The organism is Micromonospora arida (assembly GCF_003857035.1).
Lineage (GTDB): Bacteria > Actinomycetota > Actinomycetes > Mycobacteriales > Micromonosporaceae > Micromonospora > Micromonospora arida.
Map to the genome: position 1 here is coordinate 1 of NZ_QGSY01000261.1, position 16,301 is coordinate 16,301.

A 16,301-nucleotide genomic window follows, 5' to 3' on the forward strand; every position below is an offset into this window, starting at 1 on the left:
GGGCAGGGAGTGCAGCTTCACCTCGGTCAGGCTGCCCTCGTGCACCTCGGCGGTGAGGTAGGTGGCGTGGGGTTGGGAGCGGCGGTCGGTGGGTGAGCCGGGGTTGAGCAGGCGCAGCCCACCGGGTGCCTCGGTGTCCCAGGGGATGTGCGAATGCCCGAACACCAGCAGGTCGACGTCGGGAAAGCGGGCCGCGCACCGCTTCTCCCGGCCGGCCCGGGGCCCGGTCTCGTGCACCACAGCGACCCGCAGGCCGTCGAGCTCGACCCGGGCCACCTCCGGCAGCCGGGCGCGCAGCGCCGAGCCGTCGTTGTTGCCGTACACCCCGATCAGTCGGCGCGATCGCGCGGTCATGGCGTCGAGCAGGGCCTCGTCCACCCAGTCGCCGGCGTGCACCACCACGTCGGCCGCCTCGATGGCCGCCCAGAGGGGCCCGGGTAGGTCCCGGGCCCGCTTCGGTACGTGGGTGTCCGCCGTGAGCACCAGCCGCATACCTGGCATTGTCCCCCGAGTCCCGGCCGCCCACCCGGGGGACGTGGGTGGACGGCCGGGTTCCGCCTCCGCCGCCCGGCCCCGTGCGTCATCGACGCTCGGGTACGGGTGCCGAGCCGGTCAGGGGGCGGTCACGGCAGGGTCCAGCGTTGCGCCCCGGTGCCGTTGCAGGTCCAGATCCGCAGTTGCCGACCGTCGGTGAGGTCCGAGTTGGGGATGTCCAGGCAGCGTCCGGACTGGGGGTTGCGCAGGCCGCCGTCCGGCTGGGCGGCCCACTGCTGGGCGGCGGTGCCGTTGCAGTCGTAGAGCTGCACGAGGGTGCCGTCGGTGGTGCCGCTCGCCTTCACGTCCAGGCACTTGGCGAGCCCTCGCACCGTACCGTCGCCGGGCAGGGTCCAGCGCTGGGCGGCGGTGCCGTTGCAGGTCCAGGTCTGCACCTTGGTGCCGTTCGCGGTCTGGCTGGAGGCGATGTCCGCACATTTGCCGAGGGCCTTGACCTCACCGGTGCGCGCCCCGCCGGTGCCGACACCCGGGCCGGTGAAGGTGTAGCTGTCCACGTCCAGCAACGCCCCGCTGCCGCCGGTGACGACCAGGTACAGGTCGTGGGTGCCGTCGTCTGGCGTGGTCACAGTGGCGCTCAGCTCGGTGTAGTTGTCCCAGCCGCCGGTGTTCGGCACCGCGATCCGGGCGACCTCGGTGCCGGTCGGTGAGTCGTACCGGAAGGAGATGGTGCCGCCGGGGCCGCCGGAGGAGACGCGGGCCCGGACGCCGGTGATCCCCTTGAGGCTCACCGCGTGGTGCCGGACGCTCTCGCCGTTCTGGACGTCACCCAGCCGCTTGCCACCCTCGGCCGCCGCCTGGTCGATCACCTTGGGGCCGTTGAGCTGGACGAAGTGCTCGGCCTGCCACTGTTTCGGGTAGAGGCTGATCTCCTGCTCACCGGTGAGGGCGGCCGAGCCGGTCGCGCCGCGATCGGTGTAGCTGCCCCGCAGGACGAAGAACAGCACCGAGTCGGGGCCGGCGTGCACCGGGCCGGTGTTGAAGGTCGCGCCGCAGCCGGTCCCCTCCCCCTCCTCGTGGGCGTGCTCCTGGTGGCCCAGCGCGGCCCGGACGACAACCGCCGAGCAGGCCGGCGTGCCGTCCTGCGGGTCGCTGGCCGTGGCACCCACCGCCAGGTCCTGTCCCCAGTCGAAGAGCCCGCCAGCGGGCAGGCCGGTCAACGTGACCGTCGGCCGGTTGTTGCCGACCACCACCGACACCACTGTGGTGGCGCTGCGGCCGGTGCCGTCGTTGACGGTCAGCCGGGCGCTGTAGCTGCCGTTGGCGGAGTAGGTGAAGGACGGGTTCGCGGCGGTCGAGTCGGTGCTCCCGTTGTTGGTGAAGTCCCACGCGTACGTCAGCGGGTCGCCGTCCGGGTCCGAGCTGCCGGCGCTGGAGAAGGTCACCGAGAGGGGGGCCAGGCCGTTGTCCCGGTTGACGGTGGCCTTGGCCACCGGCGACCGGCCACCCTGGACGTAGTTGATTTTGTAGAGACCGGCGTCGACCGCGCCGGAGAAGTAGCCGCTGCCGTACTCCAGCAGGTAGAGCGAGCCGTCCGGGCCGAACTGCCAGTCGATCGGGTGGACGAGCTTCATGCCGGCGAGCACCGGCTCGATGACGGTCGGCGCCCCGGTTGACGGGTTGCCGTTGTCGAACTGGACCTCCTTGATCCAGTTGCGGCAGTACTCGGAGATCAGCCACTTGTTGTCGTAGTAGGCCGGCCACTTCACGTCCGAGACGAGGTTCGGGTCGTAGTGGTAGACCTCGACGTGGTTGGGCGACCCGCACCCACCCGGGTTGTCCAGCGCCGGCCAGTCCTCACTGCCGCCGTGCTGCTCCCAGACCAGCGCCGGTTTCGTCGGCGGAAGCTGCTGGACGCCCGTGTTGCGGGGTGAGTTGTTGACCGGGCCGGTGGAGCCGCCGCAGGGGAACCAGCCACGCGGGGTGGCGGTGGCGAAGTCCCAGTCGTTGTAGGCGACGTTGGGGCCGCCACAGTACGGCCAGCCGTAGTTGCCGGGCCCGTTGGCCCGGTTGAACTCGTCGTAGGCCGCCGGGCCACGGTTGGCGAGGTCGGTGCCGGCATCCGGGCCGACCTCGCCCCAGTAGAGGGTGTTGTCGGCCTTGCGGTCCACCCAGATCCGGTACGGGTTGCGCACGCCCATCACGTAGATCTCCGGACGCGTTCGCGCGGTGCCGGCGGCGAAGAGGTTGCCGGCGGGGGACGGTGTAGCTGCCGTCGTTCTCCGGGTGGATCCGGTTGATCTTACCGCGCAGGTCGTTGGTGTTGCCCGAGGTGCGCTGGGCGTCGTACTGCGCGTTGCGGCTGGTCCGCTCGTCGATCGGGGCCATCCCGGCGGAGTCACCGCCGGAGTTGGTGTTGTCGCCGACGGCGAAGTACAGGTTGCCGGCGGTGTCCCAGCTCATCGAGCCGGCCGAGTGGCAGCAGAGATCGCGTTCGGTGGGCCACTCGATCAGCGCGTCCTCGCTGCCCGGGTCGAGCAGCAGCGTGGACGGGTTGAAGGTGAACCGACTGATCCGGTTGACCAACGGGGTGACCTTCGGCGAGTAGAAGAGGTAGACCCAGCGGTTGCTCGCGAAGCTCGGGTGCAGGGTGATGCCGATCAGGCCGTCCTCGAAGCGGGCGTCCAGCGCCAGGGTCAGGGCCACAGTGGTGGACCTGGTTGCCGGGTTGTAGAGGCGGACCTGGCCACCGGCGCTGCTGGTGCCCCGGTTGATGTAGAAGACCTTGCCGTCGGGTGCGACGGCCAGTTCGATCGGTTCGCCCATGGAGAGGCCGCCGTCGAGGGCGACCTTCTCGAAACCGATGGTGGCGGGCGGGGCGAGGGCGGCGGCCTGAGCCGGGGACGCGGCGGCCGGTAGAACGCTTGCCTGCGGAACGAGGCAGAGGGCGACCAGGACGGTGAGCACTGTGGTGGCACTGACGAGCCGTCGACGCAGAGTGCGGGACACGAGACCTCCAGCTGTCCGGGGGATCTCGGTGCCGCTCCCGCCGACTGGAGGAGCACCGCGGTGTTTCCCGGACATTAACGTCTTTCACTGGAAGACGATAGAACTTCGCGTCGTCGTATCGAAAGTTGTCAAGATTTACACGAAAGTACGGCCTCAGCGACGCGTAGGAGTGAAGTGCGCCGGGGGCATCCCGCAATCGCGCAACGTCGGGTCCTGCTCGACGTCGGTGAGCACACCGGCGGCATTGATGAGGCCGATGTGCGAGAACGCCTGCGGGAAGTTGCCCAACTGCTCCCCGGTCTGCTGGTCGATCTGCTCGGCGAACAGGCCCAGGTCGTTGACCCGACCAGCCAGATCACGAAACAACTCGTGCGCCCGGTCCCGCTCGCCGGCCAACGCCAGGCAACTCACCAGCCAGAACGAACAGATGACGAAACCCGCCGGGTCGCCGTCCCAGCGCCGCAGCAGGCCGTCGTGCGACAGTCGCCGCTCCACCGCGCGGACCGTCGAGCGCATCCGCGGGTCATCGGCCCGCACAAAGCCCACCAGCGGCATCACCAGCACCGACGCGTCCAGCTCGTCGGAATCGAAAATCCCGGTGTACGACTGGAGCCGGTCGCTCCACCCCCGCTCGAGGATCGCCGCGCGCACCTCGTCCCGGGCCGCCGTCCAGCGAGCCAGGTCCTGCGGACCGCCGAGCTGGTCGCCGAAGCGGACCGCCCGGTCCAGCGCTACCCAGCACTCCACCTTCGAGGACACGTGGTGGTGCTGCACTCCACGCTCCTCCCACATCCCCGCGTCCGGCTGTTTCCAGTCCTGCTCGGCCTGATCGGCGAGCACCCGGAGCAGGTGGTAGACGTCCGGGTCGAACGGTTCCAGCTGGTCGCGCATCAGCCAGGCGGCGTCCATGGCCGCGCCGTAGATGTCGTTCTGCCGCTGCCGCCACGCGTCGTTGCCGGTCACCACCGGCGGGCTGTCGCGGTAACCGCCGAGCTGGTCCAGCCGATGCTCGGTGAGGTCCCGCTCTCCCAGCACCCCGTACATGATGGGCACGGGCTGATCACCGATTCGGCCCATCGCCCGGCCCAACCAGGCGAACTGCCGCCGCACCTCGTCGAAGCACGCCGACCGCCACAGCGCCCGCAGGGTGTGGCTGAAGTCGCGCACCCAGACGTAGCGGTAGTCGTAGTTGCGGTCCCCGCCGAGCTTCTCCGGCAGCGAGGTGGTCACCGAGGCCACCACCGCGCCGCTGGGACGGTACGTCATGCCCTGCACCACCAGCCCGCTGCGCCGCACCTGCTCGGCGTAGAGACCCTGGTAGTCGTGGTCCTCGGCCCAGGACCGCCAGCCGGCGACGGTGTCGGCGATCGTCTGGTCGGCGTCCGGTACCTCCGGCAGTGGGGCGTCGTAGGTCGGGGCGTACCCGAGACTGAAGTTGTGGGTCGTGCCGGCGCGGACGGTGAACGTCGCCGCGGCATCGCCATCGTCGCCGCACGCCAACCGCACGCTGCTGCGGAAGGTGAGCCGCGCGGCCCCGGCGATGGCCTCGAGCATGTCCTCACGCTCGACCAGGTAGGCGATGGTGCGCCCGTACTCGAAGCGCGGACGGTAGTGCACCCGCATCGGCACCGCACCGGAGAGTCCCTGCACGCTACGGACCAGCACCTGCGGTGGGTGCATCCCGATGTCGTGACCTCGCGAGCCTGGCTCGAAGGCGAGCGCGTCGGTGAGCGCGACCTCCCCCTGCGCGGTGCGGAAGACGGTCCGCAACACCAGGGTGTCCTCCAGGTAGCTCCGTTCGACAGTGAAATCGACCTCCGGTCGGATCGACCAGTGACCCGCGCCGTCGTCGAGCAGCCGCCCGAACACCGACGGGGCGTCGAACCGGCCAGGGCACCACCAGTTCACCGAGCCCGAGGCGTCCACCAGCGCCGCGGTGCGCCCGTCGGCGAGGAACCCGTAGTCGCTGATCTGTCCGCTCTCCACCTGACTGCCTACCCGGGCTGTCCACGCCCATTCCCTTCCTGTTAGACGGTGGAGACCGCGTTACCGGTCGGCCTGGACGGGAACGCGGCGAGCTGACGAGGGAGGATGCTCATGACGTCAGCTTCGGGGCCGACCGCCGCCTGGCGGTCCGGCACACAGGGTGGCGACCTGCTTCCATCCGGGCCGGCCGGCCGCCTGTCGACACCAGCCGGGGACGGCCACGGGCCGGAGGGCGGCCCGCCGACCGTGACGATCGGCTCGTACCCGGACTATCCGACCGCGCAGCGGGTCGTCGACTACCTGGCCGACAATCGCTTTCCGGTGGAGCACAGCGCCATCGTCGGCACCAACCTCACCCTGGTGGAGACGGTGCTCGGGCGAATGACCACCGGTCGAGCCGGTCTGCTCGGCGCCGGTACCGGCGCCTGGTTCGGGCTCTTCATCGGCCTGTTGTTCGGCATCTTCACCGTCGGCAACTGGCTGGCGGTGATCCTGGTCGGGCTGGTCATCGGTGCGATCTGGGGTGCCGTGTTCGGCGCGGTCGCGCACGCCATGACGGGCGGCCAGCGCGACTTCACCTCGGCCAGCTCACTGCGCGCCGGCCAGTACGCGGTGACCGTCGACGCAAAGCTGGCCGACCAGGCGCGGCAGCTGCTCGGTCGGATGCAGATGTCCGGCTCGGCGGCGAACGCCCGCTGAGCGACGATCGACCGGCCGTCCCGGCAACACGCCGGGGCGGCCGTTCAGTCGTGGTATGCCAGCTCGCCGGCCCGCAGCGGCACGTCGACCCGATTCTCCGGTGGTGCCAGCGGGCAGGCCCAGCGGTCGTCGTAGGCGCAGCTCGGGTTGTAGAGGTAGTTGGCGTCCAGCCGGACCCGGTCGCCGGGCAGTAGCTCGACGCCCCGACCGAAGGTGCCCTTCACCGTGTCGGTGAGGTACCGACCTCCGCCGTAGCTCTCCCGCCCGCAGGTGCCGTCGCGCAGCGGAACGAACAGCCCGCCCCCGTACGCCTCGATCCACCACAGGGTCAGCGGCCCCCACGGCGTCTCGGCCACCGCGACCCGCCGGTACGCGACCACCCCGTCCGGGCCACCGGTGTCGATGCGCAGCTCACCGCTGGCCGATCGCAGGGGTGCCTCCACCACGGCCTCGGGGTTGGGCGGGAAGTAGCGCACCCCGGCGAAGTCGGACCGCTCCGCCACGGGGATCGGGCTCTGCGGGTGGGTGGCGAAGAGTTCGTCGCGGCCGGCGCGGAAGCCGGCCAGGTCGACGTCGGACAGGTACAGCCGGGCCACCCGTTCCCGCCAGTCGGCCAACTCCAGATCGTCCACGCCACCGAGCCTATGCCGTGGCTCTGCGGCAGCTCAGCGCGACGGCCAGTTGGTGAGGACGGCGTCGAGGGCGTCCAGGGTGCGCGACCAGGAGTCGTCGGTGGGGCGCGGGGTGTGCCGGAAGCCGCCGGTCTTCTCCAGGCTCACGAACCCGTGGAACGTGCTGTGCATCATCCGCACCGCGTCCGTCTGGTCGGGCTCGGAGAGTCGGTAGCCACGCAGGATCGCCCGGGTCATCTCGGCGTGCCGGACGCCCGCGCTCGCGGCGGCGGTCTCCGGGTCGAGGTCGATCTGCATGGCGGCGTAGCGGCCGGGGTGCTCTCGCGCGTAGTCGCGGTACGCGTTGGCGAACGCCACCAGCGCGTCCTTGCCGGCCCGGCCGGCCAGCGCGGCGGCGACGCGGTCGGCCAGCTCCGCCAGTGCCAGCAGGGCGATCCGGACCCGCAGTTCCTGCGCGTTCTTGAGGTGGAAGTACAGGCTGGCGTCCTTGACCCCGAACTGGCGTGCGAGCGCGGCAACCGTGACGTTCTCCACGCCCACCTGGTCGGCCAGCTCGGCAGCCGCCAACGTCAGGCGCTCGACGGTCACCCCGGCACGTGCCATGCAGCACACTCCAAACCTAGCCGTAATATTCTCTTGCCTAAGAGGGCTAGGCTACTACCTATGTTGGTCCTGACCGAATCCGTCATCCGCGCGTCCTTCGTCAATTGCAGCAAGGGCGAGGCGAAGCGACTGGCCGTACCGAATGATCTTGAAATGCGGCCCTGGGACGACCTCGACTTTCTCGGCTGGCGGGATCCCTCCGCGCCGCAGCGGGCCTACCTGGTGGCCGAGACCGACGGGAGGCTGACCGGGGTGGTGCTGCGCGCCGCGACGCACCAGATCGGGCGCGTGCGGCACAGCATGTGCTCGTTCTGCCTGACCACCCACCTCGGCGGTGGCGTCTCGTTGATGACCGCACCCAAGGCGGGTCCGAGCGGACGGCAGGGCGACTCCGTGGGCACGTACCTGTGCTCCGACCTGGCCTGCTCGCTCTACCTGCGGGGGAAGAAACACGCCGGGCCCCCCGCGCCCGAGCCGCTGCCCCTGCCGGAGCGGATCGACCGGGTCAGGACCACCCTCGCGACATTCCTCGGCAAGGTCACCGAGTGATGGTTCGAGGCGACCGGGCGCGGCCGGGGCCAGAGCGAGTTCGGACCCCGGCCGGCTAGCGGTCGGTGGCCAGGCGGGCGTGCAGGTGCTCGTCGTAGCGGCGGCCGTCGCCGTACCGGTACGACTCGCGCAGGGTCCCCTCGGCCGGGTAGCCGGCACGGTCGGCGACCCGGCAGGACGCCGGGTTGGCCACCGCGTGACACAGCTCCACCCGGTGCAGCCCGAGATCCGCGAACGCCCAGTCGGTGAGCCGGACGACGGCGCGGACCGCCACGTGACGCCCGCGCGCCGCGGGCACCGTCCAGTAGCCGATGGACGCGTCGCCGTCGTGGATGCGGTGCAGCGACACCGAGCCGAGCAGTTCGCCGTCGGCCGCCGCGGTGACCGCCATCGAGGCGTGACCGCCGGTGGACCAGTCGGCCCGGCGACGCACCCAGAGCAGCGCGACCTCGTCGTCGATCGGGCCGCCAGCCTGCGGGTTCCACTGGGCGATCGCCGGGTCCCGGAGAGCGTCGCGCACGGCCGGGGCGTCCTCGTCCCGCCACGGGCGCAGCAACAGGTCGGCGGCGGAGAGTTCCACGTGTTCCACGAGGCCGGAGTCTGGCACAACCTGCGGCCTACGCGCCGCTGGATTAGCGCGGACTTCCTTCAAAGCTGCACGATACGGCGGCCAGCGCGTGAGGAAGTGACCCAGACGACGCCTAACGGCATTACTTAAGTTTTGAAAGAGTGCTACCGTCATGGCATGACCGAGAGCCTGGACAGCACCCGAGAGGCCGCCTGGCGCGCCTACATCGAGGCCAGCCAGCGTCTCTACACCCAGTTGGAAGAGGATCTGCGGGTCGACAGCGACCTCAGCTTCGCCGACTACCACGTGCTGGTCCTGCTCTCCGAGGCACCCGGGCAGCGGCTACGGATGGGCGAGCTGGCCAGCCGGTTGATCTTCTCGCCCAGCCGCCTCACCTACCAGGTCTCCTCCATGCAGCGTCGTGGCCTGGTCAGCAAGGAGCCCTGCCCGGACGACCGGCGCGGCAGCGAGGCGGTGCTCACCGCCGCCGGGCTGCTCGCCCTGCGGGAAGCCGCACCCCACCATCTGGCGTCGGTGCGTACCCATCTCATGGACGACCTCGACGATGCCGAGGTCGCCTGCCTCACCAGGGTCTTCGACCGGCTCGGCGAGCGCCTGCGGGCATCGCGGGTCAGCTCGACCACCCCCGCCACACGCTAGGAGCCTCGACATGCCCGCGATCACCGTCGACAACGTTCTCGTCCTGCCCCGCCTGCCCCTCCTCGACGAGGCCGCCACGATCCGCCCGGTCCGCACGGTGACCACGGCGCCCAGCGGCTTCGAGGGTGAGGGCTTCCCGGTCCGTCGCGCCTTCGCCGGGGTGTCGACCACCGACCTGGACCCGTTCATCCACCTGGACCAGATGGGCGAGGTCGACTACGCGCCGGGCGAGCCCAAGGGCACCCCGTGGCACCCGCACCGCGGCTTCGAGACCGTCACGTACATCATCGACGGCGTCTTCGACCACCAGGACTCCAACGGCGGTGGCGGCACCATCACCGACGGCGACACCCAGTGGATGACGGCGGGCAGCGGCCTGCTGCACATCGAGGCGCCGCCGGAGCACCTGGTGATGAGCGGCGGGCTCTTCCACGGCACCCAACTGTGGGTCAACCTGCCCCGCTCGGCCAAGATGAACCCGCCCCGCTACCAGGACATCCGAGGTCGGGAGTCGGCGCTGCTCACCACGCCCGACGGCGGCGCGCTGATCCGGGTCATCGCCGGCGAGGTCGCCGGTCACCGCGGCCCGGGTTCGACCTTCACCCCGATCACCATCACGCACGTCACCGTGCAGCCGGGCGCGCAGGTCGACCTGCCCTGGCGGCCCGACTTCAACGCCCTGGTGTACGTGCTGGGCGGTCGCGGCACGGTCGGCACCGATCGGCGGCCGGTGCGTACCGGCCAGCTCGCGGTGCACGGCCCGGGCGACGCGCTGCGGTTCAGCGCCGACACCGCTCAGGACAGCAACACCCCGGCACTGGACCTCTACATCATGGGTGGTCAGCCGATCCGGGAACCGGTGGCACAGTACGGCCCGTTCGTGATGAACACCCGGGACGAGCTGCTCAAGGCGTTCGAGGACTTCCAGGCCGGCCGTCTCGGCGCGATCCCCACCGAGCGGCTTCCGCACACCGGCGGCCAGGGCACCCGGCCCTGACCACGGTCGACCGCTGAGTTCGGCGCCGACGCCTCCGGTTCACCCCGGGGGCGTCGGCGCCGCCTCAGGAGACCGCAAATATCCCGGCGACGCCCAGAATCACCATCACCAACACCGCTACCAGCGCACCCCGTTCGCTCTCCACCGCCGGCTCGCGGTTCTCGGTCACGGGATTCGTCGTGTCGCGGGGCATGGTGTGGCCTCCTCGGCTGTTGTCGCGTCGCTTCCGATGGCGTTGGCCAGGTCACCGGTCCGGGGCCTGGCGTGCGGACCCGCGTCGGGGGTCCTACCGTGAGGACGTTGCCGACCTCCAGGGGGGCTGGACGGTGCCGTTGCAGGACTGGTTTCTGACCGCTGATGAACGTGCCAACCCGGTCTCTGGCATACCCGTATGGACCACGGGAAACCTCGCCGAGCCGTTGATTCACGGTGCCGCGTACTTCGACCGACTGGTCGACGAGGTCGAGGCCTTGGGCCCCGGCGACCACCTGTTCTTCACCGACTGGCGCGGTGACCCGGACCAGCGGCTGCGCACGGACGGTCCGACAGTGGCCCAACTCTTCGCGCAGGCCGCGCAGCGCGGTGTGGTGGTCAAGGGGTTGATCTGGCGTTCGCACCTCGACGTCCTGGCGTACAGCGAGGCGGAGAACCGCGACCTCAGCGAGACGATCTCGGCCGCTGGTGGCGAGGTGCTGCTGGACCAACGGGTCCGGCGCGGCGGCTCGCACCATCAGAAGCTCGTGGTGCTGCGGCACCAGGGCGCGCCCGAGCGGGACGTCGCCTTCGCCGGCGGGATCGACCTGTGCCACAGCCGCCGCGACGACGCCACCCACCACGGCGACCCGCAGCCGGTGGAGATGTCCCCCCGGTACGGACCCAATCCGCCCTGGCACGACGTGCAGCTCGCGGTGCGCGGTCCGGTGGTCGGCGCGTTGGACACCCTGTTCCGGGAACGCTGGAACGACCCGATGCCGCTGGACTCGGAGAACCCGATGGCCTACCTGCGGGACCGGCTGCGCGGCTCGGACCTGCGCCCCGATCCGCTGCCCGAACAGCCGGCCGATCCGCCGCCCTGCGGTCCGCACCAGATCCAGGTGCTGCGCACCTACCCCGCTGTACGCCCGCGCTACTCGTTCGCACCGGACGGGGAGCGGACCGTGGCCCGGGGTTACACCAAGGCGGTACGCCGGGCCCGCCGACTGATCTACCTGGAGGATCAGTACCTCTGGTCGGCCGAGGTCGCGGACCTGTTCGCGCACGCGCTGCGGGACAACCCGGACCTGCACCTGATCGCCGTCGTCCCCCGCCACCCGGACGTGGACGGCAGGCTGGCGTTGCCGCCGAACATGGTCGGGCGCGAGCAGGCGCTGTCACTGTGTGAGCGGGCCGCACCGGACCGGGTGCACGTGTTCGACGTGGAGAACCACGCCGGCGACCCGGTCTACGTACACGCGAAGGTCTGCGTGGTCGACGACGTCTGGGCCAGCGTGGGCAGCGACAACTTCAACCGGCGGTCCTGGACGCACGACAGCGAGTTGTCCTGCGCGGTGCTCGACGACACCCCGGACCAGCGGGAGCCCACCGACCCCGCCGGGCGGGGCGACGGCGCTCGGAGCTTCGCCCGGGACCTGCGACTGCGGCTGTGGCGCGAGCACCTGGACCGCGACCCGGACGGCGCGGACGACGCCGACCTGCTGGACCCGGCGGACGCTGTCGCGGCCGTCACGTCCGCCGCCGACGCGCTACAGCAGTGGTACGACGACGGCCAGGTGGGGGAACGGCCGCCCGGGCGGCTGCGCCCGCACCGCCCCGAACGGCTTCCGTGGTACACCCGGGCCTGGGCGCTGCCGGTGTACCGGCTGGTCTACGACCCGGACGGCAGGCCGCTGCGGGCGAGACTGGCCGGCACCTGGTGAAGCGGTCGGGCCGGCTCCGGGGCGGCGACCGCGTGCACGTTCAGACCGCCCGGGTAGGCGAACGACGAGCGCGGTGAGTAGTAGCCGAAGCCGATGGTCAGCGGGTTGGCCGGGCGCAGCGCGTACATCGAGTGGCCGGGCTGGAGGAACTCCACCGACTCGATCTCGAACGGGGCGACCGGCTCGGCGACGAACGGGTAGGCCGAGCTGAGCAGCTGGCCGTCGCGCCGGGTGAAGTAGCGGTGGTGCCCACTGCTGATCGCGTGTCCGGTCTCCCCCACCCGACAGCGGGCCCGGATCAACGGCGTGCCGTCGATCTCCGTCTCGGAGAGCAGGTCCTCGCCGTTGACGTCGATCCGGGTGCGCCCGGCGAGCACCGGGGCGCCGCGGGCGAGGGCGTACTCACGGACCCGCCGGCTGGAGGCCACGTAGTGGGTCCACCAGCCACCCGCGTTGAGGCCGCCGGGCGCGTCGACGCCGAGGAGCGAGACGCCGAGGTACGTCAGCGAGTACGCGCCGAAGCCGGAGGTCTGCGTCTCGTCGTCGACGACGTACTGGTTGAGGAAGACCTGCCGGTCGGGGCGGGGGCGGAGCCCCGGCGGGACCAGCGCGGCGACCGCGTCGGGATCCGCCGGCAGCCAGCTGAAGTAGAGGGTGCGACTGTTCACGACAAGCTGGGGAGCGGCTGGATCGAGCACGGTGCCTCCGAACCGGGTGTGTACACGCGACGCTAGGCCGGTCCCGCCGATGGGACAAGGACGGATAGTCGACACTCCTGGCGACTTGTCGGATTTCCTGTTGACCGGCCGGCGCGACCCGTGGGCCGCCCGGCCGGACCGACCGACCGGCCGAGCGGGCAGCGGCCAACCGCCCGAACACGGGTAAGGATCCTCACAGCCACCCTGGCTTCCGCCCCGTTTGCCCCTTTTGTTGTTCAACACGCCTTAAGTACATCAACCTTTCGGCTAGATTTCCGGGAGACGATCAGGTTAAGGTGACTCCCGAACGGCCCATTGGAAGCTAAACCAAAGCGTCACGTCTTTTTGTCCGCGGACGAGGTGCAGGGAGGACCACCCATGACCGCGCCAACGATCACCGAGCAGCCGAGCTCCGCCGTCAAGGCCACCACCAAGCTCGACCCGCGCGCACTCACCGACAGCGCCGCCGACCTGCTCAACGCAATGGCGGCACTGCCCACCAACCACCCGTCGCGCGCTGCGCTGCGGGACCGGGCGATCGAGGCCTGGCTGCCGCTCGCCAACCACCTGGCCCACCGCTACAGCGGGCGAGGCGAGCCGAACGACGACCTGGCGCAGACCGCCGCGATCGGCCTGATCAAGGCCATCGACAAGTTCGACCCCGAGCGCGGTGTCGACTTCGCCGGTTACGCGATCCCCACCATCATCGGCGAGCTCAAGCGGCACTTCCGCGACCGCACCTGGGACATCCGGGTGCCCCGCCGGCTCCAGGAGCTGCGGCTGGCCATCTCCGACGCCAACAGCTCGCTCCTGCAGACCCTCGGCCGCTCGCCGACGGTCGCCGACATCGCCGCGCACCTCAAGCTCACCGAGGAAGAGGTGCTGGAGGGCCTGGAGGGCGCCCGCGCGTACAACGCGGTGTCGCTGTCCACCCCGACCGGCGACGGCGAGCGCGCCACCGAGCTGGGCGACATGCTCGGCGGCGAGGACAGCGAGTTCGAGCTGGCTGAGCTGCGGGTCGCCCTCGGCCCGGCGCTGGCCACCCTTGACGAGCGCGAGCAGAAGATCCTCACGCTGCGCTTCTACGGCAACCTGACCCAGTCGCAGATCGCCGACCAGATCGGTGTCTCGCAGATGCACGTCTCGCGGCTGCTGACCCGCGCGCTGACCAAGCTGCGCGGCCAGCTCGACGGCACGTACTGACCGGTTGACGCACGGAGGGCCGGGTCCATGGACCCGGCCCTCCGTTCTGTCTGTGCTGTCTGCGCTGCCCACGCTGTCACGTGAGCGTTACAGTGCGACCACAGACCGTGCTGGTCGCGTCGACCGACCGGCTCAGTGCCCCACCGGCTCGCGCCACATCGGCCAGAACGGCGTTCCGTCGGGCACCCGGAACGGCTCGCCGGCCAGGTAGCCGTGCTTCGCGTACAGGTCCCGGCTGCGCGGGCTGCTCGCCTCCAGGTACGCCGGCATCCCGTTGGCGTCCAGCCAGGCGTGGTGGTGGCGCATCAGCGCGCTCCCCAAGCCCTGCCCCTGCCGGTCGGGCCGGGTCGCCAGGAACGCGAGGTGATGGTGATCCGGATTCGGGTGGTGCGCCGCGAACAGTTCGTCGAGGTGCTGGAACCGGTCGGTCCACTCGCCGCACGCGGCGGCCAGTCGGGCGTCGTAGTCCGCCGGCGGCGGCGCCGGCTGGCCGACCGACGGAAACCAGACCGCGACCGAGGTCCGGTCCGCGGTGGCGTGGACGATGCCGTGCCGCATCGCGTGCCCGACCAGGATCTCGAAGTCTCCGGCCAGTACCGCCTCCCGCTTGCTCGGGTCGGGGACCAGCCAGTACGTCACCTCCAGAACGGTGAACGCCTCGGCGATCCGACCCGCCACGAGGGTGGTCTCCTCCGGCCCGAGTTGCTCAATGACCACGCTCATCGGGTCACCTCCACGGCCGGAGCCTCCGGCTTGACGGTGGCCGCGGCGCTCGCCGCCCCCAGGCCGATCCGGGCGTACGTGTCCGGGCGGTTGGTGCGCAGCAGCAGGGCCCAGCCGATGCCCAGCAGGGCGGCCACCGGGTACGCGGCGGGCAGCGCCCAGCGCAGCGTCGAGTCCGGCGCGACGCCGAGCAGGTTGGCGAAGTTCGACACGGCCAACCAGATGATCACGAAGAGCGCGATGGTGGCCAGGCCGGGCGCGATGGCCCGTCGCCAGAGGTTCTCGCCCCCGGCGGAGCGGGCGAAGTAGGCGATCACCGCCACCGAGGTGGTGGCGATCAGCAGCAGGACACCGAAGCCGCCGGTGGTGCCGACCCAGAAGAAGAGCTGGACCACCGGATCCCAGCCGTTGACCGCGTACAGCAGGATGACCAGCAGTCCGAGGACGCTCTGCGCCACCGAGGCGGCCCGCGGCGCCCCGGTGCGGGCCGAGGTCTGCCCGAACACCGCCGGCAGCACCCGCTCCCGACCGAGCGCGAAGGTGTACCGGGCCGTGGTGTTGTGGAACGAGATCATCGCGGCGAGCACCGAGGTCAGGAAGAGCACCTGCCCGATGGTGACCGCGGTGTCGCCGAGGTGCGCGGCGGCCAGGTTGAAGATGAGCCCGACGCTCTGCTCGCCGGCCTCGGCGACGATCTGGTCCTGCCCGACCGCGACGGTCATGGTCCAGGACGACAGCGCGTACAGCCCGGCGATGATCGCGACCGAGAGGTAGGTGGCCAGCGGCACCGTCCGCTTCGGGTCCTTGCTCTCCTCGCTGAAGACCACCGCCGACTCGAAGCCGACGAAGCCGAGGACGGCGAGCACCAGCACCGCGCCGACACCCGGCACGAAGAGGTTGTCCGGCGAGAACGGGGCGAAGCTGACCCCACCCTCGGCCGGGTTGCCGAGCTGTCCCAGGTCGAAGACGAGGACCACCACGATCTCGGCGACCAGCAACGCGGCCAGGACCATGCCGTTGAGGTCGACCCGGAGCAGGCCGAGCAGGCCGACCAACGCCCACGCCACCAGGGCCACGACGGCCCAGTGCGGGTGCCCGCCGAAGAGCCGGTCGAGCACCGGCTCGGCCGCCACGCCGATGGTTCCGTACAGCCCGACCTGCAACGCGTTGTACGCGATCAGCGCGACCCAGGCGGCGCCCACGCCGGCAGGTCGGCCGAGGCCACGGGAGACGTAGGCGTAGAAGGCGCCGGCGTTCTCCACCCGGCGGGACATCGCCACGTAGCCCACCGAGAAGAGCGCGAGCACCGCGGCGATCAGCAGGAAGGCCAGCGGGATGCCGGTCACCCCGATGACGCCGTACCCGGTGGTGACGACACCGGCCACCACAGTCAGCGGCGCGGCGGCGGAGAGAACGAAGAAGATCACCGAGGGGATGCCGAGACGGCCTCGGGCCAGGGCTTCGGAGACGTTGCTGGGTCGGTCGACTGTCGATGTCGGGGGCATACGACTACTCCGATTGTCTTGGGGCTGTCCCTTATACACATCTGACGCTGCCGACGAACTC

Annotated in this window: 16 protein-coding genes and 1 pseudogene; 6 read left to right on the plus strand and 11 right to left on the minus strand. The window is 70.8% G+C overall.

Annotation, left to right across the window (positions count from 1 at the left end):
• The 4 genes and pseudogenes from DLJ58_RS26015 to DLJ58_RS26030 all read right to left on the minus strand — a co-directional run.
• A partial coding sequence (locus DLJ58_RS26015; RefSeq protein WP_148098013.1) for a metallophosphoesterase family protein occupies nt 1–492 on the minus strand: 492 nt, incomplete at its 3' end.
• 131 nt (nt 493–623) lie between these two features.
• Entirely contained in the window at nt 624–2,663 is a 2,040-nt protein-coding gene (locus DLJ58_RS26020) for a ricin-type beta-trefoil lectin domain protein (RefSeq protein WP_425271348.1), read from the minus strand.
• Nucleotides 2,664–2,745: 82 nt separating this feature from the next.
• Nucleotides 2,746–3,576: pseudogene (locus tag DLJ58_RS34700) on the minus strand (PQQ-dependent sugar dehydrogenase); the annotation flags it as partial.
• Nucleotides 3,577–3,654: 78 nt separating this feature from the next.
• Nucleotides 3,655–5,487, minus strand: coding sequence for a glycoside hydrolase family 15 protein (locus DLJ58_RS26030; RefSeq protein ID WP_124860155.1), 1,833 nt, complete (start codon nt 5,485–5,487; stop codon nt 3,655–3,657).
• 111 nt (nt 5,488–5,598) lie between these two features.
• On the opposite strand from DLJ58_RS26030, the gene DLJ58_RS26035 reads away from it, so the two are divergent.
• A complete protein-coding gene (locus DLJ58_RS26035) occupies nt 5,599–6,186 on the plus strand; it encodes a YflT domain-containing protein (RefSeq protein ID WP_124860157.1) in 588 nt (195 codons plus the stop codon).
• 44 nt (nt 6,187–6,230) lie between these two features.
• Here DLJ58_RS26035 and DLJ58_RS26040 read toward each other — a convergent pair whose 3' ends face one another.
• A complete protein-coding gene (locus tag DLJ58_RS26040; RefSeq protein WP_124860159.1) occupies nt 6,231–6,818 on the minus strand; it encodes a DUF1684 domain-containing protein in 588 nt (195 codons plus the stop codon).
• Between the two features lie 33 nt (nt 6,819–6,851).
• Nucleotides 6,852–7,421 carry a TetR/AcrR family transcriptional regulator gene (locus DLJ58_RS26045; RefSeq protein WP_124860161.1) on the minus strand — a complete coding sequence of 190 codons (570 nt, stop codon included), beginning with the start codon at nt 7,419–7,421 and terminating at the stop codon, nt 6,852–6,854.
• A 60-nt stretch (nt 7,422–7,481) separates the two neighbouring features.
• Here DLJ58_RS26045 and DLJ58_RS26050 point away from each other — a divergent pair, with 60 nt between their 5' ends.
• Nucleotides 7,482–7,970 carry an FBP domain-containing protein gene (locus DLJ58_RS26050; protein ID WP_124860163.1) on the plus strand — a complete coding sequence of 163 codons (489 nt, stop codon included), beginning with the start codon at nt 7,482–7,484 and terminating at the stop codon, nt 7,968–7,970.
• Nucleotides 7,971–8,025: 55 nt separating this feature from the next.
• On the opposite strand, the gene DLJ58_RS26055 is transcribed toward DLJ58_RS26050, so the two are convergent.
• A complete protein-coding gene (locus tag DLJ58_RS26055; protein WP_124860165.1) occupies nt 8,026–8,559 on the minus strand; it encodes a GNAT family N-acetyltransferase in 534 nt (177 codons plus the stop codon).
• Between the two features lie 156 nt (nt 8,560–8,715).
• On the opposite strand from DLJ58_RS26055, the gene DLJ58_RS26060 reads away from it, so the two are divergent.
• Together DLJ58_RS26060 and DLJ58_RS26065 are read left to right on the plus strand one after the other, a co-directional pair.
• On the plus strand, nt 8,716–9,198 hold the full coding sequence (locus tag DLJ58_RS26060; protein ID WP_124860167.1) for a MarR family winged helix-turn-helix transcriptional regulator: 483 nt from the start codon (nt 8,716–8,718) through the stop codon (nt 9,196–9,198).
• A gap of 10 nt (nt 9,199–9,208) precedes the next feature.
• Entirely contained in the window at nt 9,209–10,195 is a 987-nt protein-coding gene (locus tag DLJ58_RS26065) for a pirin family protein (RefSeq protein ID WP_124860169.1), read from the plus strand.
• 64 nt (nt 10,196–10,259) lie between these two features.
• Here the strand turns inward: DLJ58_RS26065 and DLJ58_RS34960 are convergent, their stop codons facing one another.
• Nucleotides 10,260–10,388 carry a hypothetical protein gene (locus DLJ58_RS34960; protein ID WP_256441970.1) on the minus strand — a complete coding sequence of 43 codons (129 nt, stop codon included), beginning with the start codon at nt 10,386–10,388 and terminating at the stop codon, nt 10,260–10,262.
• 133 nt (nt 10,389–10,521) lie between these two features.
• Here DLJ58_RS34960 and DLJ58_RS26070 point away from each other — a divergent pair, with 133 nt between their 5' ends.
• The gene (locus DLJ58_RS26070; RefSeq protein WP_124860171.1) at nt 10,522–12,111 is read left to right on the plus strand and encodes a phospholipase D family protein; all 1,590 of its coding nucleotides are present in this window, start codon (nt 10,522–10,524) and stop codon (nt 12,109–12,111) included.
• Here the strand turns inward: DLJ58_RS26070 and DLJ58_RS26075 are convergent.
• Nucleotides 12,060–12,809, minus strand: coding sequence for an acetoacetate decarboxylase family protein (locus DLJ58_RS26075; protein ID WP_124860173.1), 750 nt, complete (start codon nt 12,807–12,809; stop codon nt 12,060–12,062). The two genes, DLJ58_RS26070 and DLJ58_RS26075, sit on opposite strands and share 52 nt — an antisense overlap.
• A 378-nt stretch (nt 12,810–13,187) precedes the next feature.
• Between DLJ58_RS26075 and DLJ58_RS26080 the strand changes: the two genes are divergently transcribed.
• Nucleotides 13,188–14,012, plus strand: a complete 825-nt coding sequence (locus DLJ58_RS26080; RefSeq protein WP_124860175.1) for a SigB/SigF/SigG family RNA polymerase sigma factor — start codon at nt 13,188–13,190, stop codon at nt 14,010–14,012.
• Nucleotides 14,013–14,144: 132 nt separating this feature from the next.
• On the opposite strand, the gene DLJ58_RS26085 is transcribed toward DLJ58_RS26080, so the two are convergent.
• Complete coding sequence (locus DLJ58_RS26085; RefSeq protein ID WP_124860177.1) at nt 14,145–14,735, minus strand: GNAT family N-acetyltransferase; 591 nt, start codon at nt 14,733–14,735, stop codon at nt 14,145–14,147.
• Nucleotides 14,732–16,240 carry an APC family permease gene (locus tag DLJ58_RS26090; RefSeq protein ID WP_124860179.1) on the minus strand — a complete coding sequence of 503 codons (1,509 nt, stop codon included), beginning with the start codon at nt 16,238–16,240 and terminating at the stop codon, nt 14,732–14,734. The genes DLJ58_RS26085 and DLJ58_RS26090 overlap by 4 nt, the downstream gene beginning before the upstream one ends.
• Nucleotides 16,241–16,301: the final 61 nt, after the last annotated feature.